The 26,783-nt window shown below is 70.9% G+C and carries 24 protein-coding genes; 14 read left to right on the top strand and 10 right to left on the bottom strand.

From position 1 onward, the window contains the following. The first annotated feature begins 3 nt into the window (after nucleotides 1-3). A complete protein-coding gene (gene plsY, locus HG543_RS13440) occupies nucleotides 4-582 on the top strand; it encodes a glycerol-3-phosphate 1-O-acyltransferase PlsY (RefSeq protein ID WP_169345137.1) in 579 nt (192 codons plus the stop codon). On the opposite strand, the gene HG543_RS13435 is transcribed toward plsY, so the two are convergent. The 3 genes from HG543_RS13435 to HG543_RS13425 all read right to left on the bottom strand — a co-directional run bounded on the left by HG543_RS13435 (nucleotide 499) and on the right by HG543_RS13425 (nucleotide 5,285). Then, the gene (locus tag HG543_RS13435; RefSeq protein WP_169345136.1) at nucleotides 499-1,728 is read right to left on the bottom strand and encodes a THUMP domain-containing class I SAM-dependent RNA methyltransferase; all 1,230 of its coding nucleotides are present in this window, start codon (nucleotides 1,726-1,728) and stop codon (nucleotides 499-501) included. The genes plsY and HG543_RS13435 overlap by 84 nt on opposite strands. Before the next feature lie 51 nt (nucleotides 1,729-1,779). Next, nucleotides 1,780-2,064: an antibiotic biosynthesis monooxygenase family protein gene (locus tag HG543_RS13430; protein ID WP_169345135.1), complete on the bottom strand. Its 285-nt coding sequence runs from the start codon at nucleotides 2,062-2,064 to the stop codon at nucleotides 1,780-1,782. Nucleotides 2,065-2,180: 116 nt separating this feature from the next. Further along, nucleotides 2,181-5,285, bottom strand: coding sequence for an FtsK/SpoIIIE family DNA translocase (locus HG543_RS13425; protein ID WP_169345134.1), 3,105 nt, complete (start codon nucleotides 5,283-5,285; stop codon nucleotides 2,181-2,183). Between the two features lie 236 nt (nucleotides 5,286-5,521). Between HG543_RS13425 and HG543_RS13420 the strand changes: the two genes are divergently transcribed. From HG543_RS13420 to gatB, 4 genes are read left to right on the top strand one after another with little or no spacing between them, the layout of a single operon-like run. Further along, nucleotides 5,522-5,857, top strand: coding sequence for a TFIIB-type zinc ribbon-containing protein (locus HG543_RS13420; protein ID WP_169345133.1), 336 nt, complete (start codon nucleotides 5,522-5,524; stop codon nucleotides 5,855-5,857). Between the two features lie 24 nt (nucleotides 5,858-5,881). After that, nucleotides 5,882-6,169, top strand: a complete 288-nt coding sequence (gene gatC, locus HG543_RS13415; RefSeq protein ID WP_169345132.1) for an Asp-tRNA(Asn)/Glu-tRNA(Gln) amidotransferase subunit GatC — start codon at nucleotides 5,882-5,884, stop codon at nucleotides 6,167-6,169. Nucleotides 6,170-6,187: 18 nt separating this feature from the next. After that, a complete protein-coding gene (gatA, locus tag HG543_RS13410) occupies nucleotides 6,188-7,654 on the top strand; it encodes an Asp-tRNA(Asn)/Glu-tRNA(Gln) amidotransferase subunit GatA (protein WP_169345131.1) in 1,467 nt (488 codons plus the stop codon). Between the two features lie 22 nt (nucleotides 7,655-7,676). After that, nucleotides 7,677-9,116, top strand: a complete 1,440-nt coding sequence (gatB, locus tag HG543_RS13405; protein WP_169345130.1) for an Asp-tRNA(Asn)/Glu-tRNA(Gln) amidotransferase subunit GatB — start codon at nucleotides 7,677-7,679, stop codon at nucleotides 9,114-9,116. Nucleotides 9,117-9,279: 163 nt separating this feature from the next. Here the strand turns inward: gatB and HG543_RS13400 are convergent, their stop codons facing one another. Continuing rightward, nucleotides 9,280-10,374, bottom strand: a complete 1,095-nt coding sequence (locus HG543_RS13400; RefSeq protein WP_169345129.1) for a carbon-nitrogen hydrolase family protein — start codon at nucleotides 10,372-10,374, stop codon at nucleotides 9,280-9,282. A gap of 116 nt (nucleotides 10,375-10,490) precedes the next feature. Here HG543_RS13400 and HG543_RS13395 point away from each other — a divergent pair, with 116 nt between their 5' ends. Next, on the top strand, nucleotides 10,491-11,423 hold the full coding sequence (locus HG543_RS13395) for an ion transporter (RefSeq protein ID WP_169345128.1): 933 nt from the start codon (nucleotides 10,491-10,493) through the stop codon (nucleotides 11,421-11,423). A gap of 72 nt (nucleotides 11,424-11,495) precedes the next feature. On the opposite strand, the gene HG543_RS13390 is transcribed toward HG543_RS13395, so the two are convergent. After that, nucleotides 11,496-12,458: an isopenicillin N synthase family dioxygenase gene (locus tag HG543_RS13390; RefSeq protein ID WP_169345127.1), complete on the bottom strand. Its 963-nt coding sequence runs from the start codon at nucleotides 12,456-12,458 to the stop codon at nucleotides 11,496-11,498. Between the two features lie 176 nt (nucleotides 12,459-12,634). Here HG543_RS13390 and HG543_RS13385 point away from each other — a divergent pair, with 176 nt between their 5' ends. Further along, nucleotides 12,635-14,701, top strand: a complete 2,067-nt coding sequence (locus HG543_RS13385) for a serine/threonine-protein kinase (protein ID WP_211193905.1) — start codon at nucleotides 12,635-12,637, stop codon at nucleotides 14,699-14,701. A 40-nt stretch (nucleotides 14,702-14,741) separates the two neighbouring features. Here HG543_RS13385 and HG543_RS13380 read toward each other — a convergent pair whose 3' ends face one another. Then, complete coding sequence (locus tag HG543_RS13380; RefSeq protein ID WP_169345126.1) at nucleotides 14,742-15,131, bottom strand: hypothetical protein; 390 nt, start codon at nucleotides 15,129-15,131, stop codon at nucleotides 14,742-14,744. Between the two features lie 255 nt (nucleotides 15,132-15,386). Between HG543_RS13380 and rplU the strand changes: the two genes are divergently transcribed. From rplU to HG543_RS13345, 7 genes are all read left to right on the top strand, one after another. Continuing rightward, nucleotides 15,387-15,695, top strand: a complete 309-nt coding sequence (gene rplU / locus HG543_RS13375; RefSeq protein ID WP_169345125.1) for a 50S ribosomal protein L21 — start codon at nucleotides 15,387-15,389, stop codon at nucleotides 15,693-15,695. A gap of 39 nt (nucleotides 15,696-15,734) precedes the next feature. Further along, the gene (gene rpmA / locus HG543_RS13370; RefSeq protein ID WP_169345124.1) at nucleotides 15,735-16,007 is read left to right on the top strand and encodes a 50S ribosomal protein L27; all 273 of its coding nucleotides are present in this window, start codon (nucleotides 15,735-15,737) and stop codon (nucleotides 16,005-16,007) included. Between the two features lie 123 nt (nucleotides 16,008-16,130). Beyond that, the gene (gene obgE / locus HG543_RS13365) at nucleotides 16,131-17,489 is read left to right on the top strand and encodes a GTPase ObgE (RefSeq protein WP_169345123.1); all 1,359 of its coding nucleotides are present in this window, start codon (nucleotides 16,131-16,133) and stop codon (nucleotides 17,487-17,489) included. A 4-nt stretch (nucleotides 17,490-17,493) separates the two neighbouring features. Further along, the gene (locus HG543_RS13360) at nucleotides 17,494-18,171 is read left to right on the top strand and encodes a TrmH family RNA methyltransferase (protein WP_169345122.1); all 678 of its coding nucleotides are present in this window, start codon (nucleotides 17,494-17,496) and stop codon (nucleotides 18,169-18,171) included. Between the two features lie 78 nt (nucleotides 18,172-18,249). Further along, entirely contained in the window at nucleotides 18,250-19,104 is an 855-nt protein-coding gene (gene lolA / locus HG543_RS13355; protein WP_169345121.1) for an outer membrane lipoprotein periplasmic chaperone LolA, read from the top strand. A 10-nt stretch (nucleotides 19,105-19,114) separates the two neighbouring features. Beyond that, on the top strand, nucleotides 19,115-20,785 hold the full coding sequence (locus HG543_RS13350; RefSeq protein WP_343073344.1) for a hypothetical protein: 1,671 nt from the start codon (nucleotides 19,115-19,117) through the stop codon (nucleotides 20,783-20,785). 136 nt (nucleotides 20,786-20,921) lie between these two features. Continuing rightward, nucleotides 20,922-21,890, top strand: a complete 969-nt coding sequence (locus HG543_RS13345) for a hypothetical protein (RefSeq protein ID WP_169345120.1) — start codon at nucleotides 20,922-20,924, stop codon at nucleotides 21,888-21,890. A 96-nt stretch (nucleotides 21,891-21,986) separates the two neighbouring features. Here the strand turns inward: HG543_RS13345 and rimO are convergent, their stop codons facing one another. The 4 genes from rimO to HG543_RS13325 are packed head-to-tail and all read right to left on the bottom strand — an operon-like array spanning nucleotide 21,987 to nucleotide 26,692. Continuing rightward, nucleotides 21,987-23,384: a 30S ribosomal protein S12 methylthiotransferase RimO gene (gene rimO / locus HG543_RS13340; protein ID WP_216673726.1), complete on the bottom strand. Its 1,398-nt coding sequence runs from the start codon at nucleotides 23,382-23,384 to the stop codon at nucleotides 21,987-21,989. Nucleotides 23,385-23,416: 32 nt separating this feature from the next. Further along, nucleotides 23,417-24,517, bottom strand: a complete 1,101-nt coding sequence (locus HG543_RS13335; protein ID WP_169345118.1) for a hypothetical protein — start codon at nucleotides 24,515-24,517, stop codon at nucleotides 23,417-23,419. Between the two features lie 12 nt (nucleotides 24,518-24,529). Beyond that, nucleotides 24,530-25,027, bottom strand: a complete 498-nt coding sequence (locus HG543_RS13330; protein ID WP_169345117.1) for a YajQ family cyclic di-GMP-binding protein — start codon at nucleotides 25,025-25,027, stop codon at nucleotides 24,530-24,532. Between the two features lie 24 nt (nucleotides 25,028-25,051). Beyond that, nucleotides 25,052-26,692: a ribonuclease J gene (locus HG543_RS13325; protein ID WP_169345116.1), complete on the bottom strand. Its 1,641-nt coding sequence runs from the start codon at nucleotides 26,690-26,692 to the stop codon at nucleotides 25,052-25,054. Between the last annotated feature and the right edge of the window lie 91 nt (nucleotides 26,693-26,783).

Raw genomic sequence — 26,783 nt, 5'->3', positions numbered from 1 at the left:
CTCGTGCCATCCGCGCTCGTCCTGCTGGGCTACCTCGCCGGCTCCATTCCCTTCGGTGTGTTGCTGACGCGGTGGCTGCGTGGCGTGGACGTGCGCCAGCAGGGCAGCGGCAACATCGGCGCCACCAACGTCACCCGCGTGGCGGGCAAGAAGCTGGGCGCGGTGGTGCTGCTGCTGGACGCGCTCAAGGGCGCGCTGCCGGTGGCGCTGGCGATGCGCCTGTTGCCGGGACAGCCCCTGGCGCACGTGCTGGTGGGCCTGGCCTCGGTGCTGGGCCACGTCTACCCGGTGTGGCTGAAGCTGCAGGGCGGCAAGGGCGTGGCCACCGCGCTGGGCGTGCTGCTGGTGCTGGTGCCCGAGGCGGCGCTGGCCGGGGCGCTGGTGTACGCCGCCATCCTCGCGGTGTGGCGGGTCAGCTCCCTGGGCTCGCTGGCGGCGGGGGCCACGGCGGTGGGCACGTCAGCGCTCACCGCCCGCGCCACGGAGTACGCGGGCCTCTCAGCCGTCCTCTTCGCCCTCATGCTGTGGACGCACCGGGGCAACATCGGCCGGCTCATGCGGCACACCGAGCGGCGCTTCTGAGCCGCCGCCCGCGGGCCGGTAGCCCAGGAGCGTGCAGGCGATGGGGCCGTTCCACATGTCCCGCCGCGCGGAGGGGCGCGCGTGGAAGGCGCTCTCGAAGGCCGGGTTGCCGGAGAGCACCCAGACGCGCCAGCCCGGCACGCGCAGCGACTCGCCCAGCTTGAAGTAGAAGCTCTTCATGCCCTTCTGCCCACCCGAGCCCAGCCGGTCTCCATAAGGCGGGTTGGTGATGATGAGGCCGCCCGGGGCGGGCAGGGGAGGCAGCTTCGTCGCGTCGCCCTCGATGAGCTGGATTTCCTCCGACAGCTTCGCCGCGCGCACGTTGCGGCTGGCGGCCTCCAGGGCCTCGGGGTCCTTGTCGACGCCCAGGAGCGGCACCGTCACCCTCCGCTCGTTGCGCCGGGCGTCCGCGCGCATGTCCGTGAGCAGCTCGCGCGCCCGCGTCCCCAGTTCCGGCCAGCGCTCCACCGCGAAGTCGCGGCTGAGGCCGGGGGCGCGCTTGCGCGCGATGAGGCCCGCCTCGATGAGCAGCGTGCCGGAGCCACACATCGGGTCCACCAGCGCCTCCTCGCCGGTGTAGCTGGCGGCGCGCAGGAGGGCCGCGGCCAGCGTCTCCTTCAGCGGCGCGGGGGTGGGGCGCACGCGGTAGCCCCGGCGGTGCAGGGGCTCGCCGCACAGGTCCAACGAGAGCGACAGCGTGTCGCGCGCCAGGTGGGCCACCACGCGGACGTCGGGGTCTCTCGTGCTCACGTCCGGCCGGGCGCCTTCCACGTCGCGGATGCGGTCGACGATGGCGTCCTTCACCTTCAGCGCCACGAAGCCCGAGTGCGTGTGCTCGCTGTCCTTCAGCGTGGCATCCACCGCGAAGGTGGTGTCCGGCGTGAGGTGTTCCTCCCAGGGGATGCTGGCGGCGGCCTCGTAGAGTCCGTCCGCGCCGTGTGCCTCGAAGGCGCCCAGCGGGTAGAGCACGCGCATGGCGATGCGCGACCAGAGGCACACCATCAGCGCCTCGTCGAGCGTGGCCATGAAGCGCACGCCGCCGCGGTCCTGGCGGATGCGGCGGGCGCCGAGTTCCTTCAGCTCGTCGGCGAGGAGGTCCTCGGTGCCGCGGGCGGCGGTGGCGAAGAGGGCAATGCGTTCAGCCATGGGACACCGCCCATAGACGACGGGAGGCCGCTTGGGAACCAGCAACGCGCATCAAGTGCCCACCACCTCGTAGATGGCGAAGGTGGCGCCCTCCTGCTCGGCGCTGGCCTCCTTCGCGCGACGGAAGTCCTCCGACTGGAAGTAGGCACGCATGGACTCCCTGTCACGCCACCGCGTCACCAGCAGCAGCTCCGGCGAGCGCTCGAAGGAGCGCAGCACCTCCAGGCCCAGGAAGCCCTCGTACGCGTCCACGCGCCGGGTGCGCTCCTGGAAGCGGGCGACCAGGCGGTCCGCGTCCTCGGGCGCGGGGCGGAAGCGGGAGATGGCGACAATCATTCGGCATGCGCCTCGTCTGAAAAAGAGGCGGGGGCGCCCGGCCTGGCCGAAGCGCCCCCGTCAGGAAGAACCATCCGAGGCACCACGCCCGTTCCCGGGACGTGGCCCCCCTGGCCCTACATCGCCCCGGCGCCCGGCATGTCGCCCACGCCGCGGATGAGCACCTCGCGGGGCTTGGCGCCGTCGGCCGGGCCCACCACGCCGTCGCGCTCCATGCGCTCAATCATGCGCGCCGCGCGGTTGTAGCCGATGCGCATCTTGCGCTGGAGCATGGAGATGGAGACGGCGCGCATCTCGCCGACCACCGCGAGCGCCTGGTCGTACAGCTCGTCGGACAGCTCGTCCTCCTCGCCGCCGCCACCTTCGCCCTCCTCCTCGCGCGGCTTGAGGATGGACTCGTCGTAGACGGGCTTGCCCTGGGCCTTGAGGTGGTCCACCGCCTTCTTGATTTCGTTCTCCGACACGAAGGCGCCGTGCACGCGCTGCAGGTGCGCGCTCGTGGGCGGCATGATGAGCATGTCGCCCATGCCCAGCAGGGCCTCGGCGCCCACGGTGCCCAGAATCGTCATCGAGTCCGGCTTCGAGCGCAGCATGAAGCTGATGCGCGTGGGGAAGTTGGCCTTGATGACGCCGGTGACGACGTCCGTGGACGGACGCTGCGTGGCCACCATCAGGTGGATGCCGGCCGCGCGGGCCATCTGCGCCAGTCGCGCCACGTACGTCTCCACCTCGCGGCTGGCCACCATCATCAGGTCCGCCAGCTCGTCGATGATGACGACGATGTAGGGCAGCTTCTTGAGCTCCTTCTTCTCCGGCTTGTCGCCGGCGGCCTCCAGCGGAGCCCCCTCGTCGGAGTCCTCGGGCTCGGCCTCCACCTCGGGAGCCTCGGGCTCGGCGGCGTCCACCGCCTCGCGCATGTCCTCCTCGTCGTCGCGCGGCGCGGCCACGCCCAGGCCGTCGGCGGGGGCGACGGGCTTCGCCTCGCCCTCGACGACGAGCACCTTCTTGGGCTTGACCTTCTTGGGCGCGGGCTCGACGGTGACCGAGCCCTTGGCCTCGGCGGCGGAGGTCTCCACCAGCTTGTTGAAGCCGGCGATGTTGCGCACGCCCGCCTCGGACAGCATCTGGTAGCGGCGCTCCATCTCCTCCACGGCCCAGCGCAGCGCGAGCGCCGCCTTCTTCGGGTCCGTCACCACCGGCAGCAGCAGGTGGGGGATGCCCTCGTAGACGGAGAGCTCCAGCATCTTCGGGTCCACCATGATGAAGCGGACCTCCTCGGGCGTGGCCTTGAGGAGGATGCTCATAATCATGGAGTTCACGGCCACCGACTTACCGGAGCCCGTGGTACCGGCGATGAGCAGGTGCGGCGCCTTGGCCAGGTCGAGGACGTACGGCATGCCCTCGATGTCCTTGCCCACGCACATGGTGAGCTTGCTCGGCCCCTTGTGGAAGGCGTCCTGCTCGGCGATTTCCTTGAGGTACACCGTCTCACGGTCGCGGTTGGGCACCTCGATGCCCACCACGCCCTTGCCGGGGATGGGGGCGACGATGCGCACGCGCATGGCCTCCATGGCCATGGCGAGGTCGTCCGCGAGGGCCGCAATCTTGCTCACCTTGATGCCGGGTCCCGGGAGGAACTCGTACATGGTGACGACGGGGCCGGGACGGATTTCGACCACCTCGCCGACGATGCCGAAGTCCGCCAGCTTCGCGCGCAGCTTCTCCGCCGTGGTGAGGAACGCGTCCTTGTCCAGCGCGGAGCGCTCCTTCTTGTCGCACTCCAGCACGTCCAGCGGCGGCAGCGAGAAGCTCTTGCGGTCGCCGACGAACTCGAACTGGTCCTGGTTCTTCTTCGGCGCGGTGGGCTTGGGCGGGGCCTTGGGCTCCACGATGAGCGGCATGCGCGCCGCGGCGGCAGCGGCGGCGGAAGGCGCCCGGACGATGGCGGCCGGCTCGGCGGGCACGGGCTGGGGAGCCGCGGCCACCGGAGGCACCACCGCCGGAGCCACGGGCTCGGGCTCCGCGTTCTGCGCGGCCAGGGCGAGCGCCTGGGCGGACACGGGGGGCGTGGAGGGCGTGGGACCGGTGACGATGTTGGGCGTCTTGCGGCGACGGCCACCCGGCGGCTCCGCGGCCTCGGCGCCCGCGGGCACGGGACGCGGCTCGGGGGCGAGGAACGACGCGGCCCAGGCCGGGTCCGCGCCGGGCCCCAGGCGCTTGGGGGCGGGCTTCTCGGTGACGGCCTCGGCGGCCTCCGGCGGCAGGGAGTCGTTCTCCTCCTCGTCGCGCGGGGCGAGCCTCGCGGCCAGCTTCTCCGACTTCTCGCGCTCGCGGGCCTCCTTGAGGGCCAGCTTGGCGGCGGCGGCCTTCTCCTTCTCCTCCTGCTTGGCCAGGCGCACGGCCTCCTCGGCCATGGCCTCGGCCTCGGCGGCCTCGGCCTCCTCGGCCAGCCGCTCGGCCTCGGCGAGCTCCTCCTCATCCGCCTCGATCTGCGCGAGGAAGGCGGCCTCCTCCAGCTTCTCCTGCGCCGCGCGCTCCTGCCGCTCCTTGTAGGCGACCTTCTGCGCTTCCCAGAAGACGAGCGCGGACTCGCGCACGCGGGCGCCCAGCACGCACATGCCGGCCCACACCAGCGAGCAGAGCTTGAGGAAGGTGTACTGCGTGCCCACGATGAGCGCCGCCGCGCTGATGGCGGTGACGAGGATGACGGTGCCGACGGTGGAGAACATCCCCTCCATCACGCCGCCCAGGCCGGCGCCCAGCGCGCCGCCCGGAGGATGCGCCCAGCCCCGGTCCTTCCCGAACATGAGCTGCGCCAGCACGGACACGCTGGCCGTCAGCAGGAAGAGGCTGACAATCTGGGCCCCGCGCTTGCGCTCGCGGTTGCCCACGAACAGCACCATGGCGGTGTAGATGCCACCTACCGGAATCAGGTAGGCACACACGCCCAGCATGCCCCGCAGGGACTCCGCGATGAGGTGGCCCATGGGGCCCACCGCGTTGCGGAAGCCGGGGCCCACCCGGTCCTTCACATCGAACGTCGCCACCGCCAGCAGGGACAGCAGCGAGGCAGCCATCACGAACACACCGGTGATGGCCCGGCCGGCAATCCCACCGCCCGAGCCAGCCTTCATCCGCTTGTCCGCCAGCGCCTTGCGCCGCGTCGCGATTTCCTGCCGGGACAGGACCGCCTTCTCCGCCCGACCCTTCTTCGCCGTCATGACCTCTTCCCTCTGCGCGTCTCAGTCGCGTAGCGGGCTGTAGCAATGCCCGGCGACGAGTGTAGGGAGGGAGGGGGGCCGGTCAATTTCCCGGCCAGCCCCCGAGGGAAACGGAAGGCATGAGACAGGGCGCCTACATTTCGGCTGCGCCCCTCCACGGAGGGGGTATGTTGCCGCCCAACAACGCCACCCGGACGCGCCGTGTCGCGGGGGGCTGGAATTCGCGGAGGAACACCATGGCCGACGCCCGTACCGACAAGCCGTCTTCCACCGAGGAGGATTACTTCGCCCGGGAGGAGATCGAGAAGAAGCGCAAGCTGGCGCTCCAGCAGGCCGCCGAGACGGCGGCGAAGCAGCGCGAGGAGCTCAAGCAGCTGCACTACATGAAGTGCCCCAAGTGCGGCATGGACCTGCAGACGCTGAAGCAGGGCAACGTCGAAATCGACACCTGCTTCAACTGCCACGGCGTCTTCCTGGACGCGGGCGAGCTGGACCAGCTCATCAACCAGCACGGCCACGAGGGCAGCGGCAAGGTGATGGGCGCCGTCCTCAACCTCTTCAAGCGCAAGTAGTCCCACGACACAGGAGGACACTCCATGGCCCTCACGCTCGAGCAGGTGCGCCACGTGGCCACGCTGGCGCGGCTGGCGCTGACTCCGGAGGAGGAGCAGCGCTTCTCCACGCAGCTGTCCGCCGTGCTGGACGCGGTGGCGCAGCTCCAGTCGCTCGACGTGGAGGCCGTGGAGCCCACCTCCCATGCCACGCTCGCGGAGTCGCTGCTTCGCGAGGACGTGACGCGGCCGTCGCTGCCGCCGGAGAAGTCCCTGGCCAACGCGCCGGCGAAGTCCGGCACCAGCTTCGCCGTGCCGAAAATCATCGAATAGCCCGGAGAGCCCCACGCCATGCAGCTCACGGACCTCACGATGCTGGAGCTGGCGGCGAAGCTGGCCGCCGGAGCCGTCTCTTCCGAGGAGGCCACCCGCGCCTGCCTGGAGCGCATCCGCCAGGTGGACCCGAAGGTGCGCGCCTTCCTGCGCGTGGACGAGGAGGGCGCCCTGGTCGCCGCCCGCGCCAGCGACGCGCGCCGCAAGGCGGGCAATCCCGCCAGCCCCCTGGACGGCGTGCCGGTGGGGCTCAAGGACATCTTCCTCACCGAGGGCGTGGAGACCACCGCCGGCTCGCGCATCCTCGAGGGCTTCGTCCCGCCCTATGACGCCACCGTGGTGCGCCTGCTGAAGGAGGCGGGCCTGCCGCTGGTGGGCAAGCTGAACATGGACGAGTTCGCCATGGGCTCGTCCAACGAGTCCAGCGCGTACTCCCTCACCCACAACCCGTGGGATTTGACGCGCACGCCGGGCGGCTCGTCGGGTGGCTCGTCGGCGGCGGTGGCGGCGCGCGAGGTGTTCGGCGCGCTGGGCACGGACACCGGCGGCTCCATCCGCCAGCCCGCGGCCCTCACCAACACCGTGGGCCTGAAGCCCACCTACGGCCGCGTGTCCCGCTTCGGCATCATCGCCTTCGCCTCGTCGCTGGACCAGCCGGGCCCCATGACGCGCACGGTGGGGGACACGGCGGCGCTGCTGCAGCTCATCGCCCGGCATGACCCCCAGGACGCCACGTCTGCGGCGGTGGAGACGCCGGACTACTCGGCGGACCTGGAGGGTGGGGTGCGGGGCCTGAGGCTGGGCGTGCCGCGCGAGTACTTCATCGAGGGCATGGACCCGGAGGTGGAGGCGTCCGTGCGCGAGGCCCTGCGCGAGTACGAGCGGCTGGGCGCGACGCTGGTGGACGTGTCGCTGCCCCACACGAAGTACGCGCTGGCCACGTACTACCTCATCGCCCCGGCCGAGGCGTCCAGCAACCTGGCCCGCTACGACGGCATCCGCTACGGCCAGCGGGCGAAGGACGCGCGCGGTCTCAAGGAGCTGTACGCGCAGACGCGCGAGCGCGGCTTCGGGCCGGAGGTGAAGCGCCGCATCATGCTGGGCACGTACGCGCTGTCCGCCGGCTACTACGACGCCTACTACCTGCGCGCGCAAAAGGTCCGCACCCTCATCCGCGAGGACTTCACGAAGGTGTTCAAGGACGTGGACGCGGTGCTGTCCCCCACGTCCCCGGTACCGGCCTTCAAGCTGGGCGAGAAGGTGGACGACCCGCTGTCCATGTACCTGATGGACGTCTTCACCCTGCCGTGCAACCTGGCGGGCCTGCCCGGCCTGTCCGTGCCATGCGGCTTCACGAAGGCCGGGTTACCGGTGGGGTTGCAGGTCCTGGGGCGGCCGTTCGACGAGGCCCGCCTGCTGCGCATCGCCCGCGCCTACGAGCGCGAGCACGACTTCTTCCTCCGCCCGGCGCCCCTGCGGGGCTAGCCGGAGCCTCGGTGACACCGCCATGCCCGTGAGCGATTTCCAGCCCGTCATCGGCCTCGAGGTCCACGCGCAGCTGCTCACGCAGTCGAAGATTTTCTGCGGCTGCTCCACCGCGTTCGGCGCCGAGCCCAACCGCAACACCTGCCCGGTGTGCCTGGGCATGCCCGGCGTGCTGCCGGTGCTCAACCAGCGCGTGGTGGAGTTCGCCGTGCGCACCGGCCTCGCGCTGGAGTGCACCGTCAAGAAGACGAGCGTGTGGAGCCGGAAGAACTACTTCTATCCGGACCTGCCCAAGGGCTATCAGATTACGCAGTACGACCAGCCCATCTGCGAGCACGGGCGGCTCGTCATCGACACGCCGCAGGGCGAGAAGGTCATCCGCGTCCGCCGCATCCACATGGAGGAGGACGCGGGGAAGAACGTGCACGACGCGAGCGGCGGGCAGAGCCTCGTGGACCTCAACCGCGCCGGCGTGCCGCTCCTGGAAATCGTCAGCGAGCCGGACCTGCGCGACGCGGACGAGGCGGTGGAGTACCTCAAGGCGATGCGAGACGTGCTCGTCTACCTGGGCGTCAACGACGGCAACCTGGAGGAGGGCAGCTTCCGCTGCGACGCCAACGTGTCGGTGATGCCCAAGGGCTCGTCCACGTACGGCCAGCGCTGCGAGCTGAAGAACCTCAACTCGTTCCGCTTCCTCAAGCAGGCCATCGAGTACGAAATCTCGCGGCAGGTGGACGTCATCGAGTCCGGCGGCAAGGTGGACCAGGAGACGCGCCTGTGGGACGTGAACAAGGGCGTCACCCGCTCCATGCGCAGCAAGGAGGAGGCGCACGACTACCGGTACTTCCCGGAGCCGGACCTGCCCCCGCTGCACGTCAGTGATGCCGCCATCGACGCGGCGGCCAAGGCGCTGCCGGAGCTGCCGCGCGCGAAGCTGACGCGCTTCACCTCGCAGTACGGGCTGCCCGCGTATGACGCCCGCATCCTCACCGCCGAGCGCCCGCTCGCGGACTTCTTCGAGGCGTGCGCGGCGCACTACGCGGACGCGAAGAAGCTCTCCAACTGGTTCCTCGGCGAGCTGATGCGCCTGCTGAAGGAAGAGGGCACGCCGCTGTCCGCGCTGCGCTTCACTCCGGCGCAGCTCGCGGAGCTGCTGGGCGCGGTGGACAAGGGCACCGTGTCCGCCAACGCGGGCAAGGACGTGCTCGGCGAGATGTTCCGCACCGGCAAGGCGCCCGCCGACATCATCGCGGAGAAGGGCCTGGCCCAGGTGAGCGACACGGGCGCGATTGAGGCCGTGGTGGACGACATCCTCGCGAAGAACGCGGGCGAGGTGGAGAAGTACCGCGCGGGCAAGAAGCAGGTCTTCGGCTTCTTCGTGGGCCAGGTGATGCGGGCCATGAAGGGCAAGGGCAACCCCACGCTCGTCAATGATTTGCTGAAGAAGAAGCTCGGCGACTGAGCGCCCCACCGCGCCAGGGGGGGCCGAACGGATGTCGGGCACCCTCGCGATGGTGGGGGGCCCGTGGCGCCCCCGCTCGGCGCGCTCCCTCGACGGTCCGGGCGCCGGGTTTCACGACATGGCTTCCGGCGCGAATGGCGGGAGGGGAAGCACGGCTTCGGGTTCAACCTCCCGTCCGGGCCTGTGCGCCCACGCGCTCGGGCAGGGGCACCGTGACGTGCAGCACGTCCTCGTCCCGGGGCGTCGCGGACTGGGCAAGCACGCGCACCTCGCCCGGGCCCGTGCGCTCCAGAATGAGCGAGGGTGCCTCGAAGGTGTTGTCCAGGAAGCCGCCCACGAGCTGCGGGTTCACCGCGTAGCGCACGCGGGTGAGGGTGCGCAGCTGCGTGTAGAGGCCCTCGTTGAACCACTGCTCGCGCCGCAGCTGTGACTCGCCCGCCGCCGTGTCGTTGAAGGCCCAGGGCGCGTCCCACGGCCACGCGTTGGCGGAGGGCTGGGCGATGACGTCCACCCCCAGCGCGTCCAGGTACTGCGCGCAGGGGACGAAGTACGGCTCCTTCGCGGTGTGCGGCTCGCGGAAGCCGTCGTAGCAGACCAGCGTCCCCAGCCGGCCGAAGGGCGTCTGCAAGACGGGCAGGTCTTCCGGCCGTCCCGGGCTCAGGTGCAGCACGTCCTCCTGCGTGGGTACCAGGTTCACCTTGCGCGTCACCGCCACGCAGCGCCCCTCGGAGGAGAAGGTGTAGCTGGTGTTGTACGTGCGCGCGCCGTCGGGCTCGAACTCCGGCGTGTCCGGCCCCAGGCGGTTGGCTGGCAACAGCGCGCTGCCCGCCACCACCCACAGCCCGAAGTCCCGGGCGATGCCGGAGAAGGTCTCCCACATGGCGCGGTGCACCCGCGGCGCCACCGCGACGTACAGGCACTCCTCCATCGTCGGAGGCCGCAGGCGGCGCCAGGTGCGCCACAGCGCGAGCCACTCGGCCAGGGCCATGCGCGTCATCGCGGCGTTCGTCGTGCGGCAGCGGCGCACGCGCGGCAGGTGCCCCATCAGCCCCAGCGCCGCGCCCACCATCTCCGGCCACACCGCGAGCGCGGGGTACAGGGGACGCCCCGCCTCATCCCGGGCCCTCAGCGCGTCCACGCGGGCGGCCAGGGCCCGGTGGCGCGCGGCGAAGGAAGCGGGAGACGCGTAGTCCTCCAGGGATACCCGGGGTTGAACGGCGAACAGCTCGACGTGGGTGGCGGGCAGGGGAGCGTCCAAGCAGGCGTCCGGGGAGGTGGGCGAAAGGATGTCACCGGGAGGTGAAGCGGTCGAGCCGCCAAGCCGGGGCTGGTGGCGCGAGCCCGGAACATGGTTAAGAAGCCGCCGCGCACGCCATGACGACGCTCCTCCAGAGAATCGCTCAGTCGCCGTCCTTCCGCTCCTTCATCATCGGGGTCATCGTCTTCGCCGGAGTCCTCGTCGGCGTGGAGACGTCCCCGGCCATGGTCCAGCAGCACGGCTCGCTGCTGAAGGCCCTGGACCATCTGGTGCTGGGCATCTTCATCGCGGAAATCGTGGTGAAGGTGGGCGCCGAGGGCCGCCAGCCCTGGCGCTACTTCAAGGACCCGTGGAACGTCTTCGACTTCCTCGTCGTGGCCGCGTGCTTCCTGCCCATGAGCGCCCAGTACGTCACGGTGCTGCGGCTGGCGCGCCTGCTGCGCGTGCTGCGGCTGGTGCACGTGCTGCCCAAGCTCCAGCTGCTCGTCTCCGCGCTGCTCAAGAGCATCCCGTCCATGGCGTACGTGACGATGCTGCTCGGCCTGCTGTTCTACGTGTACGGCGTGGCGGGCACGTTCCTCTTCGCCGGCAACGACCCGGTACACTTCGGCACGCTGGCGCTGTCGCTGCTCACGCTCTTCCGGGTGGTGACGCTGGAGGGCTGGACGGAGCTGCTCTACACGCAGATGTACGGGTGCGACCGCTTCGGCTACGCGGACACGCCCGCGCTGTGCACCCAGCCTTCGGCGATGCCGGTGGTCGCCGTGGTCTTCTTCTGCACCTTCATCCTGCTGGGCACGATGATCATCCTGAACCTGTTCATCGGCGTCATCATGAACGCGCTGCAGGAGGCCCACGAGGAGGCCCAGGAGCAGGAGCAGGCCCGCGCCGAGGCCGCGGGCACGGCGCGCACGCTCGACGAGGACATCGTCGCCCTGGAGCAGCAGCTGTCCGCGATGCAGGAGCAGCTCGCTCGGCTGCGCGGGAAGGTGGGCCGCCAGGCTCCGCCCACCACCGAGCCGGAGCCTCCGCGCCTGCGCAGCGCCTGACGCCGCGCGCCGGGCTCGCCTCGGCGGGCCCTGCCTCCGTGGACGGAGCGCGCGAGCGGCCGGGCCTCGCGCCTACTTCAGGAGGCCATTCTCCCGCAGCCGCTGCTTGAGGAACGCGTCCGCGGTGATGGGCGCGTGGCGCGCCGGGTTGTCCGGCGTCTGCGTGCATGGCAGCGGCTGGAGCACGCAGTCCGCGTACGGGTGCACGAAAAAGGGCAGGGAGTAGCGCACCGTGTCCTCGGCCGGGGAGCGCGGGTTCACCACCCGGTGCGTGGTGGCGGGGATGATGCCGTTCGTCACCCGGCTGAGCATGTCGCCCGAGTCCACGACAATCTGCCCGCGCAGCGTGTCCACCGGCAGCCACTCGCCGTCGCGCGTGAGCAACTCCAGGCCGGACGCGGTGCCCTCGCACAGCAGGGTGAGGAGGTTGATGTCCTCGTGCTCGGCGGCGCGCACGCCGCCGGGGATGAAGCGCTCCTTCAGCGGCGGGTAGTGGATGAGCCGCAGCACCGAGTTGCCGTCCGTGGCCATGTCGCGGAACGTGTCACGCTCCACGCCGAAGTACTCGGCCAGCGCCTGGAGCATCACCCCCGCCGCGCCGTCCAGCGCGTGGAAGAGCGCCAGGGTGTGCTCGCGGAAGGTGGCCACCTCCTGGGGCCACATGTTGGCGCCATAGACGTCGCGGTAGCGGTGGGAGGGCGGCAGCTCGCGGCCCACGTGCCAGAACTCCTTCAGGTCGCCCACCTTGCGATTCCTGGCGTGCTCCTGGCCGTAGCCGATGTAGCCGCGCTGGCCACCGCGCTCCGTGTCCGCGTAGCGGGACTTCACCGCCTCCGGCAGCGCGAAGAGGCGCTCCACGTCCGAGTAGGTGCGGCGGATGAGCCCGTCGTCCACGCCGTGGCCCTCCACGGTGACGAAGCCGAACTCCTTCAGGCCGTCGCCGAACACGCCCACGAAGCGGGCGCGCTCCGCCGGCGTGCCGGCGCGGTAGTGGGAGAGGTTGACGACGGGAATGCGACGTACGGTTCCGGACATGGGACCTCCCTCTTACCAGCGTGATGGATTGTCGGCACGAGGGGCGTCCGCCGGAGGACCCTCGTCTCCGACCGCGGCGCCGGATGGCTCGGTACTAAGCGACACCCGCCCGTACCGGCAGTGGATGCGCGTCTTCCCCGGTGTCCAAGCTGTGCAGGCAGGCCCGGGGGAGCGGCATGGCCGAGGTGAGCATCGAAGGCGAGTGTGAGGCGTGCGGCCAGCGGCATGAAGCGGAGGCGTCATGCTCGACGCTGGTGCGCGTGGATGGAGGCAGTGAGGGGGCGCCTCGACGGAGGTGCGCCCCGGTGGACGAGGAGGTGGACCCGCTGGTGGGGCAGAAGTTCGGCAGCTTCCGCCTGATGCGCCGCCTGGGCCGGGGCGGCATGGGAACGGTGTATCTGGGCGAGCACGTCTCCATTGGCAGCCGGGTGGCGGTGAAGGTGCTGCACGAGCACCTGGCCACGTACCCGGAGCTGGTGCAGCGCTTCCACGCGGAGGCGCGGGCCGTCAACCTCATCGGCCACGAGAACATCGTCAGCATCTTCGACCTCAACGCCGCGCCGCCGCGCCCGTACCTCATCATGGAGTACCTGGACGGGGCGCCGCTGTCCGCGTGGGTGGGCACGCCGCTGCCGTCCGCGGCGGTGATGGCCGTGCTGGCACAGGTGTGTGACGCGCTCCAGGCCGCGCACGCGCGAGGCATCGTCCACCGCGACCTCAAGCCGGACAACGTCTTCCTCGTGCGGCGCGGACGGGGCACGCCCTTCGTCAAGGTGCTCGACTTCGGCATCGCCAAGCTGATGGACGCGCACATGCCGCAGACACACGCGGGCATCATCGTGGGCACGCCCGAGTACATGGCCCCGGAGCAGTCCCAGGGCCGACGCCTGGACGGCCGCGCGGACCTGTACGCGCTGGGCGTCATCGCCTACCAGCTCGTCACCGGAAGGCTGCCCTTCGAGGACGAGGGGCTGGCGGGCCAGCTCGTCGCCCACCAGACGCGGCCGCCGCCGCCGCCGCGCTCGGTGCACCCGGGCGTGCCCCCGGCCGTGGAGCGCGTCATCCTCCGCGCCCTGGCCAAGTCCCCCGAGGAGCGCTACCCGTCCGCCGCCGCGCTCCGCGCCGCGCTGCAGGCCGCCGTCACCGAGGACGCCCGGAGTCCGGCGCCGGAGGCGCACGCGCTCGAGGCGACACCGCCCGCGCGAGCCGTGAACTCCGGTGCCAGGGCCTCCGGGGAGCGCGCGCAGGGCGGACCCGCGCCGGCTCGCGAGCCGCCCCCTCGCGTCCCCGTCGCCGCGCCCCCGGCCCGCGCCGCGACGCCCGTCCGTCCCCAGACGGTGGAGCTGCCGGTGCAGGTGGTGCTGCGGCCCGGCGACACGCCCGTGCGGCTCATGGGCTCGGACCTGTCCCGGGGCGGCCTCTTCCTGCGCAGCAACGGCTTGCTGCCGCCCCTGTGCGCGAGGCTGCCCGTGGTGCTGGAGCTGGAGTCCGGTCCGCTGTCCGTGCTGTGCGAGGTGGTGCGGCATGTTCCCCCCGAGCAGGCCCGCGTCTGGGGCATGCCCACCGGCTTCGGCGTCCAGTTCGTGGAGGCCACGGCCGCGCTGAAGGCCGCCGTGGACCGGCTCCTCAAGGAGGGCACCGCGCGCCGCCCGCCCCAGGCTTCCCAGGAGGATGACGCCGAGGCGGCCCGCGTGCTGGAGTCCTGGCGCCAGCGCTCGGCGGGGGACCACTACACCGTGCTGGCGCTCTCCCCGGACGCCGAGATGGAGGCCGTGCGGGCCCGGGCGCGCGAGGCCTGGGGCACCCTGGAGTCGCTGCGACAGCGGCCCCTGTCGCCCTCGCAGCGCGCCCAGCTGGATGCCCTGCGGGTGCGCGTGCGGGAAGCGGGCGAGGCGCTGGGCACCCCGGTGCAGCGCGCCCTGCACGACGCCTGGCGGGGCAACCATGCGGGCGTGGTCAGGTGCCTGGAGGCGGGACTCACCGCCGAACAGCTGGAGTCACTGCGCCGCGAGTTCCTCGCCCGCAGGCCCCATGCCGCGGGCACCGCGCGCGTCCACTTCCTCTCGGGTGGGGCGCTGGAACGGGACGGGCAGCTGGCCAGGGCCCTGGAGCACTACGAGCAGGGGCTGGCCCTGGACCCGCTGGAGCCCGGGCTGCTCCAGCGCTACCGGGTGCTGCGCCGGGCGATGGCGGCCCGGGCCACGCCGCAGTCCTCCAGGAACGACAGGGCCCGACCCCCTTGAGCAGGGAGCCGGGCCTGGGACGGCGGCGCTGCGCGGAGGCTCAGCCCTCGTCGTCCGTATCGGCGCTGATGCGGCACTCATCGCTGAGCGTGGCGGCCTTGAACAGGCAGCTGAAGAACGCGACGCCGTACTCGTCCTCATCGCCCGCCTTGCACTCGTCGACGTCGTCGAGGCAGTCGGAGATCTCCTGGAGCGTCTCCTTGTCCTCGTCGGAGCAGCTCTCGATGGCCGTCTTGCACTGATTGATGGCCTCCTCCTTCTCCGCGTTCGTCACCGGGTCGGACTCCTCCTCGCAGGCCTCCCCCTTCTCGGCGACCTCCTGGAGGCTGTTGTAGAAGTCCTCACAGATGCTCTCGTTGTCGTCACCGCCACAGCCAGCACCGAACACGAGCGACGTCGCGGCCACCAGGCCGATCATGAACTTCTTCATTGTGGATTCCCCCTCATTTGAGGTTGGCAGCACGGCTCGCCCCCTGGCGACCGTAGGGCTGGATTCCTGTTAACACTCCTTCTGGGGTCGAGTAAATCACCGGGGGTGTGCGGGATGATCCTTCATGCGCCTTGACTCGCCAGGGCATCTCCCGTAAATCCGGCCGCCTTTGGCGCGATTGGATGGTGGACCCGTCCGAAATGCGCGGTCGATTCCAAGGGTTGACCCAACCCAAGAGCTGACAGGGGTTAGACGATGTACGCAGTCATTCGCACGGGCGGGAAGCAGTACCGCGTCGCCGAGGGCGACGTCCTCCGGATCGAGAAGATCGCCGGCGACGTCGGTGCCGAGGTGACCTTCACGGACGTCCTCATGCTGGGCGGTACGGACAGCCCCAAGGTGGGCAAGCCGACCGTTTCTGGCGCTCGCGTGGTGGGCAAGGTCCTGGCTCAGGACAAGCACCGCCGCGTTCTCCATTTCCGCAAGGAGAAGGAGGGCTGGACGCGCCGCCGGGGTCACCGTCAGCCGTACACGGAGGTGAAGGTCACCTCCATCGCCGGCTAGTCCAGGCGATTTCCCCTCAAACTTCAGGAGCAAGGTGTCATGGCCCATAAAAAGGGACAGGGTTCTTCGCGCAACGGGCGTGATTCCAACCCGCAGTATCGTGGTGTGAAGGTGTACGGCGGTGAGACGGTGTCGGCGGGCAGCATCCTCGTTCGCCAGCTGGGCACGGTCATCCACGCCGGCGCGAACGTGAAGCTCGGTCGCGACTACACCCTCTATTCCGTGGTGGACGGCGTGGTGAAGTACGAGCGCCTGGGCCGCGACCGGAAGAAGGTCTCGGTCTACCCGGCCGCCGCGCAGCCGACCGCCTGATGGCCCGCCGGCCCCCGAGGCCGGCAGCCATGTGGCACCCACGAGCGGGTCGCATCTCCAGTCCACGCGCCCTTCCGGCGTCCGGACGTGAGGGCGGCCCGCTCTGCGTTTTCAGGAGTCTTTATGAAGTTCGTGGATGAGGTCCGCATTTTCGTGAAGGCGGGGGATGGCGGCAACGGCGCCGTGTCCTTCCGGCGGGAGAAGTACATCGAGCGCGGTGGCCCCAACGGGGGCGACGGCGGCAACGGTGGCTCCGTCATCTTCGTGGCGGACCCGCAGCTCACCACGCTGCTCGACTACCGCTACCAGCAGCACCACCGCGCCAAGAATGGCGAGCACGGCATGGGCAGCGACTGCAACGGTCGCGCCGCGGAGGACATGGTCCTCAAGGTGCCGGTGGGCACGCTGGTGAAGAACGAGCACACCGGCGAGCTGCTGGTGGACCTGAGCGAGCCGGGCCAGCAGTGGGTGGCGGCGAAGGGCGGCCGGGGTGGCCTGGGCAACATGAACTTCGCCACGTCCACGCGGCAGACGCCGCGCTTCGCCCAGGACGGAACGAAGGGCGAGGAGACGACGCTGCGGCTGGAGCTGAAGCTGCTGGCGGACGTGGGCCTCCTGGGCTTCCCCAACGCGGGCAAGAGCACGTTCATCTCGCGGGTGAGCCGGGCGCGGCCGAAGGTGGCGGACTACCCGTTCACCACGCTGGTGCCCAACCTGGGCATGGTCCAGTACAAGGACGGCCTGTCCTTCGTGATGGCGGACATCCCCGGCATCATCGAGGGCGCCAGCGAGGGCGTGGGCCTGGGTCACCAGTTCCTGCGCCACGTGGAGCGCTGCAAGGTGCTCATCCACCTCATCGACATGGGGGCGGAGGGCGAGGGCCGTGAGCCGCTGCGCGACTTCGACGTGCTCAACTCGGAGCTGGCGAAGTACAGCGAGGAACTGTCGTCCAAGCCCCAGGTGGTGGCGGCCAACAAGCTGGACCTGCCGGACGCGCAGGCGAAGCTGGGGCCCTTCACCGAGGCGCTGCGCGAGCGCGGCATCCGCGTCTACCCCGTGTCCTGCGCCACCGGCGAGGGCATGCAGGCGCTGATGGACTCGGTGGCGGAGGTGCTCTTCACCGGCCGCACGGAGAAGCTGCGCGTGGAGCCGCCCGTGAAGGCCGCTCCGGCGAGGAAGGCCGCGGCGAAGGAGGCCCCGGCGAAGAAGGCCGCTCCGGCGAAGAAGGCCGCGGCGAAGGCCCCCGCGAAGAAGGCCGCGGCGAAGAAGCTCGCGGCGCGCAAGGCTCCGGCGCGCAAGGCGGCGGGGGCGGGCAGGGCGGCGGCGGCGAAGAAGGCCCCGGCGAAGAAGGCGGCGGTGAAGAAGGTGGCGGCGCGCAAGGCTCCGGCGAAGAAGGCCGCGGCGAAGAAGCGGCCGGTGGCGAAGCCCGCGCGGGCGGCGAAGAAGGCTCCGGCGCGCAAGCCCGGCGGCAGGAGGTCCTGAGGCGATGTCCGGCGGCGGTGCTCGCTACGAGCGCTTCGAGAAGGAGCCCCTCGAGCCGGAGCAGTTCCTGCTCGACGTGCGCAAGGAGAAGATCGACCGCGTCGTCAGCCAGCGCACGCGCAACTTCACGGTCGTCCTGGACCGGCTGGAGGACAGCTTCAACATGGCCGCGGTGCTGCGCACCTGCGAGTCCTTCGGCGTCCAGGAAGTGCACGTCGTCATCAACCCGGAGGCCCCCTTCCTGCCCAACTCGAGGGTGGCCCAGGGCTGTGACAAGTGGCTGGACGTGAAGCAGTACAAGAGCTTCGCGGACTGCCGGGAGCACCTGAAGTCGCGCGGCTTCTCGCTCTACGCCTCGGCCATCCGCGAGGGGGCCACCAGCCTCTACTCGCTGCGCTTCGACACGAAGATGGCGCTCGTCTTCGGCAACGAGCGGTACGGCGTCAGCGAGGAGGTGCTGGCCAACGTGGACGGCACCTTCTGGGTGCCCATGCGCGGCTTCAGCCAGAGCCTGAACATCTCCGCCGCCGCCTCGGCCTGCATCAGCCGGGCGATTGCCTGGCGGGACGAGCACCTGGGAGGCTCGGGGGATTTGTCCGCCGAGGAGGCCCAGGCCCTGCGCGAGCGCTTCTACGTGCTGGCCATCAAACAGAGGAAGCGCCTCTTCAAGCAGCGCCCATGAATGCCGGGCCCCCGGCCCCCGTCGGTATGGGGTAGATGGACGCCGCGGGCCCACATGGCCCGCCTGGAGACGCACGCCATGTTCCTGGAAACCCTGCTCGCCACGCTCCTGTCCGTACCCGCCGCCCCGGCAAGCCCCGCCGCGCCGGCCGCTGCCCCGGTGAAGCCCGCCGTGGTGGCGCAGGCCGCGCCCGCCGCGAAGCCCACGGGGGAGGCCGCCAAGGCGCCCGAGGCGGGCAAGCCCGCGACTCCGCCCGCCGCCGCGCCGCAGCCGGGCAAGGCCCCGGAGGCGAAGCCCGCGCAGGCCGCCGCCCCGGCCGCGAAGCCGGCGCCGATGACGCCGGAGGTGAAGACGCTGGTGGACCGGATGCAGGCCTTCTACGAGAAGACGGGCGACTTCCGGGCGGGCTTCCGGCAGGACTACAAGTACAAGACCTTCCGGCGCACGCAGACGTCCGAGGGCACCGTCACCTACAAGAAGCCGGGCCTGATGCGGTGGGAGTACCAGAAGCCCTCCGCGCGCACGTTCGTGCTGGCCGGCAACAAGGTGTACGCGCACGACCCGGCCGCGCAGACGCTGACGGTGGCCAACGTGGACACGAGCCAGCTGTCCGCGTCGGTGACGTTCCTCTTCGGGCAGGGGAAGCTGGCGGACGAGTTCGCCATCACCAAGGGTACGTGCAAGGACTGCAAGGGCACGCTGCTGGTGCTGGACCCGCTGAAGCCGGAGCCGCGCTTCCGCCAGGTGCGTCTCGAGGTGGACCCGGCGTCGGCGCAGGTGCTCAAGAGCACGGTGGTGGACCCGGACGGCAGCGAGAACGCCATCTCCTTCCTGAACCTGAAGACGAACGTGGGCATCGCAGCGGACAGCTTCAAGCTGGACGTGCCGGACGACACCCGCGTGGATGACTTCACCAAGGCGAAGAAGCAGTAACCTTCGGGACGTGCGCGGCGCGTTCCTTCTCGCGGGTTGGATGATGGTGGTGGCCGGGGCCGGGTGTCATCGCGGCACGGCCCCAGGCCCTTCGCGTCCCCAGGGCTTCGAGGGGCGGACGCTTCCGCTGCTGGCCTCGCCAGCGCTGCGGCTCACCGTGGCGGGGCGGCTGGGCACCCGGGCCGTGCCGGTGGTGCTGGACGTGGCGCGGCCTCTGTCCCTGGTGTCCCAGGGCTGCTTCGAGGGCGCGCTGCCGGCGCCGGAGGGCACCGTGCGCGCGCCGGAGCCCGCGGGCGGCTTCCGCTCCTGGCCGGTGGTGCCGCTGCCGGCGTTCTCCGTGGGGCCGGTGGCGTCTCCCATGCGCACGGCGGGCCTGTCCGGAGAGAAGGCCTGCGCGGTGACGCTGGGCGCGGACGTACTGGAGCCCTACGCGCTCACGGTGGACCCGCTGCGCCGCGAGGTGACCTTCTCCGCGTCCCGCCCGCGCGAGGCGTACGCCGCGGAGGCGGCGGCCTCGGATGCGGCGCGCGAGGTGTACGTCATGGAGCTCAGCCGTGAGCCGCTGGGTGACTGGCCGCTGCTGGCCGCGCGGGTGCGGCAGGGCGAGGCGGAGCTGACGGGGCCGTTCGTGCTGGGCTCGCGAGAGCCCTTCTCGCGGCTGGCGCTGGGGCCCGCGCAGGCCCAGGGGATGGAGCCGCTGGAGACGGCGGCGAACCTGCCGCCGCGCACCTTCGCGGTGGACGCGGTGGAGCTGGCGGAGGGCGTCGGCGCCCGGCCGCTGGTGGTGGAGGCGGCGGGACGGTGGGACTCGCCGAGCAGCCTGGGGCGCCTGGGGCCGGATGTGTGGGGGCGATTCACGGCCACGCTGGATGCGAAGGGTGGGGTGCTGGTGCTGCGGCGGCCCCGGGTGGGGGCTCCGGGAGTGGCACCGTCTTCAGCGCCGGAGGCCTCTCCGGCGGCTTCCTCAGGGCAGGCTCCGGCGACAGCTCCGGCTCCGCCCCCGTCCTCCACTGCGTCTCCGCCTCCGGCCTCGGCTCCGGCCCAACCTCCGTCCTCCGCTCCTCCTGCTCCGCCTCCGGCCTCGGCCCCGGCTCAGACCTCCGAGGCGGCTTCGCCCTCGGTCCCGGCTCAGCCTGCCCCCCAGGCTCCGGCATCATCCCAGGCCCCGGCCGGGCGCCAGCAGTGCGCGGGACCAGACGGCACCTTCAGCGAGGAGGCCTGCTACGGCCTGCACGTGCGGCGCGAACCGGACGGGAGCGTCTCCGTCAGCGGCGCCGTGTACCGGGACCTGTCCGAGGGCGGGCGGCTGCACCTGGAGCCGATGGGCGCGGATGGCCAGCGCCTGCAGTCCGGATGCGGCGTGGGCCTGAGCTTCCCGGCCACCAGCCGGGGACTGACCACCCAGCATCGGCTGCCATGGGCCTCGCTCGCCCAGGCGCTGCCCGCCTGCCACGGCGCACTGTCCACGGCGGCCGGCTTCAAGCTCGCCCTGTTCGAGGAGGGCCGCCAGCCCGAGTGCCCCACCGCCTGCGCCTTCGTCACCGACTCGGCCTCGCGCCGCACGGTGTGCGAATGCCAGCCCACGCCGCTGGGCGAGGGCGTGGCGCTGCCGTCGCGCACGTCGCGCTCCCGCGAGCCTCCGCCCGAGGAGCGCGAGCTGGAGCCCGAGGACCCGAAGTAGGCGCGCCCGTGCTCCGAGCGGGGAGGCAACCCGTCGCTCCGGAGTCAGGTCCACCGCGTCGCACGCGCGTTACCTGGACAGTTGTCGCCCCCTGCGTTCTGCTCCGGGGCTCCACGCACCACCTGCTTCGTCCCGTATGCGACCGCCTCCGACCGAGTTCGACCGTCAGTACACCGAGCAGCGCCCATCCATCGACCTGGCCCGCCGCTATCTCGAAAAAGAGGGCTTCACGCGGCTACAGCGCGCGCTCGCGAAGGACGTGGGGCAGGGGAAGCTGCCAGCCGAAGAGGCCGCGGGCGCCGTCCGCTACGCGCTGCTCCCGCTCATCGAGCGCGTGGCCGAGCGCGTCGGCCACACCCGCTACGTCGAGCTGCTGAAGGACCCGGAGCTGAAGGAGTCGCTGCTCTTCGCCCTGGACGACATCAGCCTGCGGCGAGGCATCAACGCGCCCGAGGCCCGCGAGCAGCTCCGGCAGACCACGCTGCAGACCACGCTGCGCTACTGGCACCTCGTGGTCCACGAGCAGCGGGGCCGGCAGCGCTACGAAATCACCACGGACCTGGCCCGACGGCTGCTCAACGAGACCTTTCCGGAGCAGCCCTGTGACGCGCTGAAGCTGCCCGTGGACTCGCTGGTGCTGGTGGTGCCGGAAGAGCTCGGCCTCGTCGGGCGGGGGCCCGGCGGCGGCGTGGCCCCCATCACCGAAATCTACGCGGTGGAGGGCCCCGCTCCCGAGGGACGCTACTGGTACCTGTGGCTCAACATGCGCGAGCCCTCGGGCACGTCGGCCTTCTCCCTCGCCAACGTGTACCTCGCGCCCGGCGCGACGCTGGCGGAGGCCATCGCCTTCACCCGGAACGAGGGCGGCCCCGGGCAGGACCCGAGCTGGGAGCTCGGCTGCCGGCTGCTGGCGGGCGCCGCGCGCTACCTCGCGGAGGGCGGCCACACGCGCGAGGAGTGGTACGACGAGACGGCGCGCGAGCTGCACGAGAAGCTCGCGGCCACGCCCAAGACGAACAAGAAGGAACGCGAGAAGCTGCGCGAGCGCTTCCACGCCGTCAGCCCGGGCCGCCGCATCATCCTCGAGGAAGCGCCGAAGAGCTGAGCGCGGTGGGCCTCCCATCGCGGCGCTGGCCGCGCGGCATCCGCCTCATGAATCACCGGGCCGTGCCACCACGCACGGCCCGGGAGAAGCCGCGAACTACTCCGCGAGCGCCGCGGGGCGCGGCTTCGCCGTCACCGGCACGGGCGCGGGGTGCGCGTCGCGAGCGGTGTGCTGGCGCTGCTTCGGGTCCGGGCGCTCCACCACGCGGGCGACCAGGTCGTAGTCGTGGGCCTCCGTCACCTCCACGGTGACAATCTCGCCCGGGTACGCCAGCCCGTCGTTGATGTAGACCATGCCGTCGATGTCCGGCGCCTGGCCCTCGTGACGGCCCACCAGCAGGTGCTCCGTCTCGGGCGCGGGGCCCTCCACCAGCACCTCCAGCCGCTTGCCCACGAGCTTCTTGTTCTGCTCGCGGTTGATGCGCTTCTGGATGGCCATCACCTCGCGCCACCGGCGCTCGATGATCTTCTGCGGCACCTTGTCCGGCAGGTCGTACGCCGCGGTGCCTTCCTCATCCGAGTACTGGAACACGCCCAGCCGCTCGAAGCGCTGCTCCTTCACGAACTCCTTCAACATCTCGAAGTCCTCTTCCGCCTCGCCCGGCAGGCCGACGATGAGGGACGTGCGCATCACCAGCCCCGGCACGCGCTCGCGCAGCTTCTTCAGCAGCCCCTTGAGGAACTCCGAGTTGCGGCCGCGCTTCATGGACAAGAGCAGCTTGTCGCTGACGTGCTGCACCGGCATGTCCAGGTACTTGGCGATCTTCGGCTCCGTCGCCATGACCTCGATGAGCTCGTCCGGGAACACGCGCGGGTAGGCGTAGTGCAGGCGAATCCACCGCACGTCCACCTGCACCAGCGCCTTGAGCAGGTCGTGCAGCTTCGGCTTGCCGGGCAGGTCGTGCCCGTACGCGGTGAGGTCCTGCGCGACGAGGTTCAGCTCCTGCACGCCGCTCTCGACCAGCCGCTTCGCCTCGGTGACGATGTCGTCGATGGGGCGCGAGCGCTGCCCGCCGCGCAGCGTGGGGATGATGCAGAAGGCGCAGGCGTTGTCGCAGCCCTCGGACACCTTGAGGTACGCCGTGTACTTCGGCATCGAGTTGACGCGCGGCGTGTTGGCGTCGTGGATGTAGTCGGGGTCCGGAATCACCTGACGCGGCGACGCCTCGGCGGCCAGCAGGTCGCCAATCTGGGCGTAGGCGCTGGTGCCCAGGAAGTGGTCGACCTCCGGCATCTCCTTCGCCAGCTCCTGGCCGTAGCGCTGGGACAGGCAGCCCGTCACCACCAGCGTCTTGCAGGCGCCGGACTTCTTCAGCTCGGCCATCTCCAGGATGGAGTCCACCGACTCCTGCTTCGCCGGGCCGATGAAGGCACACGTGTTGACGACGATGACCTGGGCCTCTTCCGGCTCCTGCACCAGCTTGTAGCCGCGGTGCTGCAACGTGCCCAGCATCACCTCGGAGTCCACCCGGTTCTTCGGGCAGCCGAGGGTCATCATGTACAGGCTCTTGGTGTCTTCCACTGCGTCTACCGCTTTCCGAGTTCGGTTCGCTCGAAGTGGTCTCCACTCCAGGCGAAGTTCATGGTCGCGCCGTTCGAGTAACCGATGGTCAGCGCTCCCTCTTCATCCAGCTCCATCGAAGCGGCCCGTCCCAGCGCGCACGTGGCGGCCGGCCAGTCGAGCACCCGCCGCGCCGTCTTCCCCGTCACCAGGTACAAGCCCAACCGCAGCTCGCTTTCGGAATCACACCGACCCGCGACGGCATACGGATTCTTCCCCGTGAGCACCGTGACGAGCGGGCGCCCGTCCGGCAGGCTGAGCGTGTCCGGCACCTCCACGCCCGCCTTGGCCGCGTCCAGCGCGCCCGGTGCCACCAGCGCGCGCAGCGAGGCGGGCGTCAGGTTGGCGTCTCCCTGGGCCCAGGCCGGGTAGCTGAGCAGCTCCCACCCCAGCCAGCCGTCCTTCGCCGGCTCCAGCGCGGTGACGCTCTCCGGCGGCTTCAGCTTCAGCGCCTTGCGCGCCTCGTCCGGCACCCGCAGCGCCTCGCCCACCATGGTGCCGCTCTGGCAGTTGGAGACGGGCACCGCCTTGCCGCCCGCGCCGTCCACGTCGTCGTAGGTGAGGCACAGGTCCATCACCAGCGGCTCCGTCGCCGGGAAGCGGGGGAAGGCGCGCACGGGGACGGCGGCCATCAGCACCAGCGTGTTGCCCTTGCGCTCCACGGCCGCGTTCACCAGGTCCTGGGCGAAGCGGGGCGTGCCGCTCTCCTCACCCGACGCGCGCTTGCCGTCGAAGGCGAAGCGCCACGTGTAGCCGGTGGCGGTGGGGCCCGCGCCGGGGAAGTAGAGGGACAGGGTGAGCAGGTCCGTGGCGCCGAGCTGGTCGTCCGTGGCCTCCACGCCCACGTAGAGCGTGTCCTTGCGGAAGCCCACCTTCGCGGTGAAGGACGCGCTGGCCTGCGGCGCGGCGGCGGACTTGAGCACCAGCGGCGAGGCGAGCCCCTTGAGGCCCCCCTGGAACTTCGGGGCCTTGCTCAGCGTCGGCACGGCCCGCGTGGGGCGCTCCGCCTGGGCGGAAGCGACGGCCGGGGCGCAGAGCATCAGGAAGAGGGGCAGGGCGGCGCGCATGGGACGTCTCTACTAATCGCGGAAGTTGGTGAACTGCATGTCCAGCTTCAGCCGGTCCTGCTCCTTGCGGAACAGGGCGATGGCCGCCTGCAGGTCATCCTTGTTCTTCCCGGTGACGCGCAGCTGGTCCGACTGGATGCTGCCCTGCACCTTCATCTTCGAGTCCTTGAGCAGCTTCACCAGCTCCTTGGACTTCTCCACCGGGATGCCCTGCTGGAGCTTGATGACCTGCTTCACGTTGTGCAGGCCCGTCTTCTCGATGTCGCCGTACTCCAGCGCGTGGAGGCTGATGCCGCGCTTGGCCAGCTTCGCCAGCAGCACTTCCTTGGCCGTCTGGACGCGGTCCTCGCTGTTGGCCTTCACCGTGATGAAGGTGTGGTCCGGGGCCAGCACGACGTCCGCCTGGGCGCCCTGGAAGTCGTACCGGGTGCTGATCTCCTTCTTGGTCTGGTTGACCGCGTTGTCGAGCTCAGCGATATCGATTTTCGAGACGACGTCGAAGGATGGCATGGGCAGGGCCGGCCCTTACCACACCTACACCCGGACGACCATGGGCACCACCAGGGGCCGCCGGGCGGTGTACAGCTTGAACGCACGTCGCACCGCGCGGGTGAGCTCTTCTCGCACCAGGGCGTCATCCCCCCGGAGCTGGGGTGACAATTCCTCGAAGATGGAACGGGCCTCCTGGGCCACCCGGGGCAGCAGCACCTGCTCGTCCAGGTTCAGCCCCTGACCGGACAGCTGCGGCCCGGCCACCAGCTTCTGGTTGTCCCGCTGTAGGACGACCACCGCGGCCACCATGCCCGTCTCCGACAGCTTCACCCGCTCCTGGAGGGTGTCCGGCGTCACCACCCCGCTGCCGAAGCGGTCCTTCAGGATGCGGCCGGACGGGACGCTGCCGCTGAAGCGCCCACGGCCCGCCTCGAAGCTGACGACATCCCCGTCCTGGGCCAGCAGGCACTGCGCGGGCTCCATGCCCGCCTCGCGCGCGGTGGCCAGGTGCCGGTGCAGGTGCCGGCCCTCGCCGTGCACGGGGATGAAGTGGCGCGGCTTGACCAGGTCCAGCACCCGCCGCTGCTGCGGCCGGCTGGCGTGCCCGGACACGTGGACGCCCGGCTCGAGCTGCGCGTAGGCCACCTTCGCGCCACGCCACTGGAGCTGGTCGATGAGGGCGCCCACGGAGCGCTCGTTGCCGGGAATGGGCCGGGAGCTGAGCACCACCAGGTCGCCCGGGTCCAACCGCACCGGCCCGTCCCCCGAGGCCAGCTGCGACAGCCCCGCGCGCGGCTCGCCCTGCGCTCCGGTGGTGAGCACCAGCACCCGGTGCGGGGCCAGCTGCGACACCGTGTCCAGGTGGATGAAGAGCGAGTCGGGCACGTCCAGGTAGCCCAGCTCGCGCGCCATCTCCACGTTGCGAATCATGCTGCGGCCCTGGAGGGCCACCTTGCGCCCCAGCCGCTCGCACAGCGAGAGCAGGTGCCGCACGCGGTGGAGGTTGGAGGAGAAGAGGGCCACGACGATGCGGCCGGTGGCGCCCCGGAAGAGGCGCTCGAAGGTCTCTTCCACCACGCGCTCGCTGCCCGTCTCCTCCGTCAGCTCGGAGTTGGTGGAGTCCGACAGGAGGCACAGCACGCCCTGCTCGCCGGCCTCGCCCCAGCGCTCCAGGTCCGTGCGCAGCCCGTCGATGGGGTCCGGGTCCAGCTTGAAGTCCCCGGTGTGGATGACGGTGCCCTCGGGCGTGCGGACGATGTAGCCCACCGCGTCCGGCACGGTGTGGGTGACGCGGCTGGCCTCCACCTTGAAGTGGCTTCCGACGGAGAAGGGCTCTCGCGGCTCGATTTCGCGCAGGTCCGCCTCCAGCCCCAGCTCGTTGAGCCGGTGGCGCGCCATGGCCAGGGTGAAGCGCGTGCCGTAGACGGGGACCGGCACCTCGTTGAGCAGGTAGGGAAGCGCGCCCAGGTGGTCCTCGTGGCCGTGCGTGAGCACCACGCCCTTGAGCTGGGCGGCGTTCTGCTTCAGGTGGGTGAAGTCCGGGATGATGATGTCCACGCCGGGCATCCCCTCCGAGGGGAACATCAGCCCGGCATCGATGAGCAGCATCTCCCCGCGACACGCGACGACGAGGGAGTTGAGGCCGATTTCTCCCAGGCCACCCAGGGGAATGATGTGAAGCATTTGACGGAAGTCTAAGGACTCACCCCGTCTCGCGCGGCGGAAAGTTGCATGGGTGGGGGGGAGGCTGTCTCTTATGCACATCTCGGGGTCT

This window comes from Pyxidicoccus fallax (assembly GCF_012933655.1).
Lineage (GTDB): Bacteria > Myxococcota > Myxococcia > Myxococcales > Myxococcaceae > Myxococcus > Myxococcus fallax.
This window is presented reverse-complemented; position numbering and strand designations above follow the sequence as displayed.

Bases quoted from the DNA above. Each gene is read 5' to 3' on its own strand.
- HG543_RS13325 (WP_169345116.1), bottom strand. From the start codon at position 26,692: ATGCTTCACATCATTCCCCTGGGTGGCCTGGGAGAAATCGGCCTCAAC.
- HG543_RS13335 (WP_169345118.1), bottom strand. From the start codon at position 24,517: ATGCGCGCCGCCCTGCCCCTCTTCCTGATGCTCTGCGCCCCGGCCGTC.
- gatB (WP_169345130.1), top strand. From the start codon at position 7,677: ATGCCCGTGAGCGATTTCCAGCCCGTCATCGGCCTCGAGGTCCACGCG.
- rimO (WP_216673726.1), bottom strand. From the start codon at position 23,384: ATGACCCTCGGCTGCCCGAAGAACCGGGTGGACTCCGAGGTGATGCTG.
- HG543_RS13420 (WP_169345133.1), top strand. From the start codon at position 5,522: ATGGCCGACGCCCGTACCGACAAGCCGTCTTCCACCGAGGAGGATTAC.
- rpmA (WP_169345124.1), top strand. From the start codon at position 15,735: ATGGCCCATAAAAAGGGACAGGGTTCTTCGCGCAACGGGCGTGATTCC.
- HG543_RS13390 (WP_169345127.1), bottom strand. From the start codon at position 12,458: ATGTCCGGAACCGTACGTCGCATTCCCGTCGTCAACCTCTCCCACTAC.
- HG543_RS13430 (WP_169345135.1), bottom strand. From the start codon at position 2,064: ATGATTGTCGCCATCTCCCGCTTCCGCCCCGCGCCCGAGGACGCGGAC.
- HG543_RS13360 (WP_169345122.1), top strand. From the start codon at position 17,494: ATGTCCGGCGGCGGTGCTCGCTACGAGCGCTTCGAGAAGGAGCCCCTC.
- HG543_RS13385 (WP_211193905.1), top strand. From the start codon at position 12,635: ATGGCCGAGGTGAGCATCGAAGGCGAGTGTGAGGCGTGCGGCCAGCGG.
- HG543_RS13425 (WP_169345134.1), bottom strand. From the start codon at position 5,285: ATGACGGCGAAGAAGGGTCGGGCGGAGAAGGCGGTCCTGTCCCGGCAG.
- HG543_RS13330 (WP_169345117.1), bottom strand. From the start codon at position 25,027: ATGCCATCCTTCGACGTCGTCTCGAAAATCGATATCGCTGAGCTCGAC.
- obgE (WP_169345123.1), top strand. From the start codon at position 16,131: ATGAAGTTCGTGGATGAGGTCCGCATTTTCGTGAAGGCGGGGGATGGC.
- HG543_RS13380 (WP_169345126.1), bottom strand. From the start codon at position 15,131: ATGAAGAAGTTCATGATCGGCCTGGTGGCCGCGACGTCGCTCGTGTTC.
- gatC (WP_169345132.1), top strand. From the start codon at position 5,882: ATGGCCCTCACGCTCGAGCAGGTGCGCCACGTGGCCACGCTGGCGCGG.
- HG543_RS13395 (WP_169345128.1), top strand. From the start codon at position 10,491: ATGACGACGCTCCTCCAGAGAATCGCTCAGTCGCCGTCCTTCCGCTCC.
- rplU (WP_169345125.1), top strand. From the start codon at position 15,387: ATGTACGCAGTCATTCGCACGGGCGGGAAGCAGTACCGCGTCGCCGAG.
- gatA (WP_169345131.1), top strand. From the start codon at position 6,188: ATGCAGCTCACGGACCTCACGATGCTGGAGCTGGCGGCGAAGCTGGCC.
- HG543_RS13345 (WP_169345120.1), top strand. From the start codon at position 20,922: ATGCGACCGCCTCCGACCGAGTTCGACCGTCAGTACACCGAGCAGCGC.
- HG543_RS13435 (WP_169345136.1), bottom strand. From the start codon at position 1,728: ATGGCTGAACGCATTGCCCTCTTCGCCACCGCCGCCCGCGGCACCGAG.
- lolA (WP_169345121.1), top strand. From the start codon at position 18,250: ATGTTCCTGGAAACCCTGCTCGCCACGCTCCTGTCCGTACCCGCCGCC.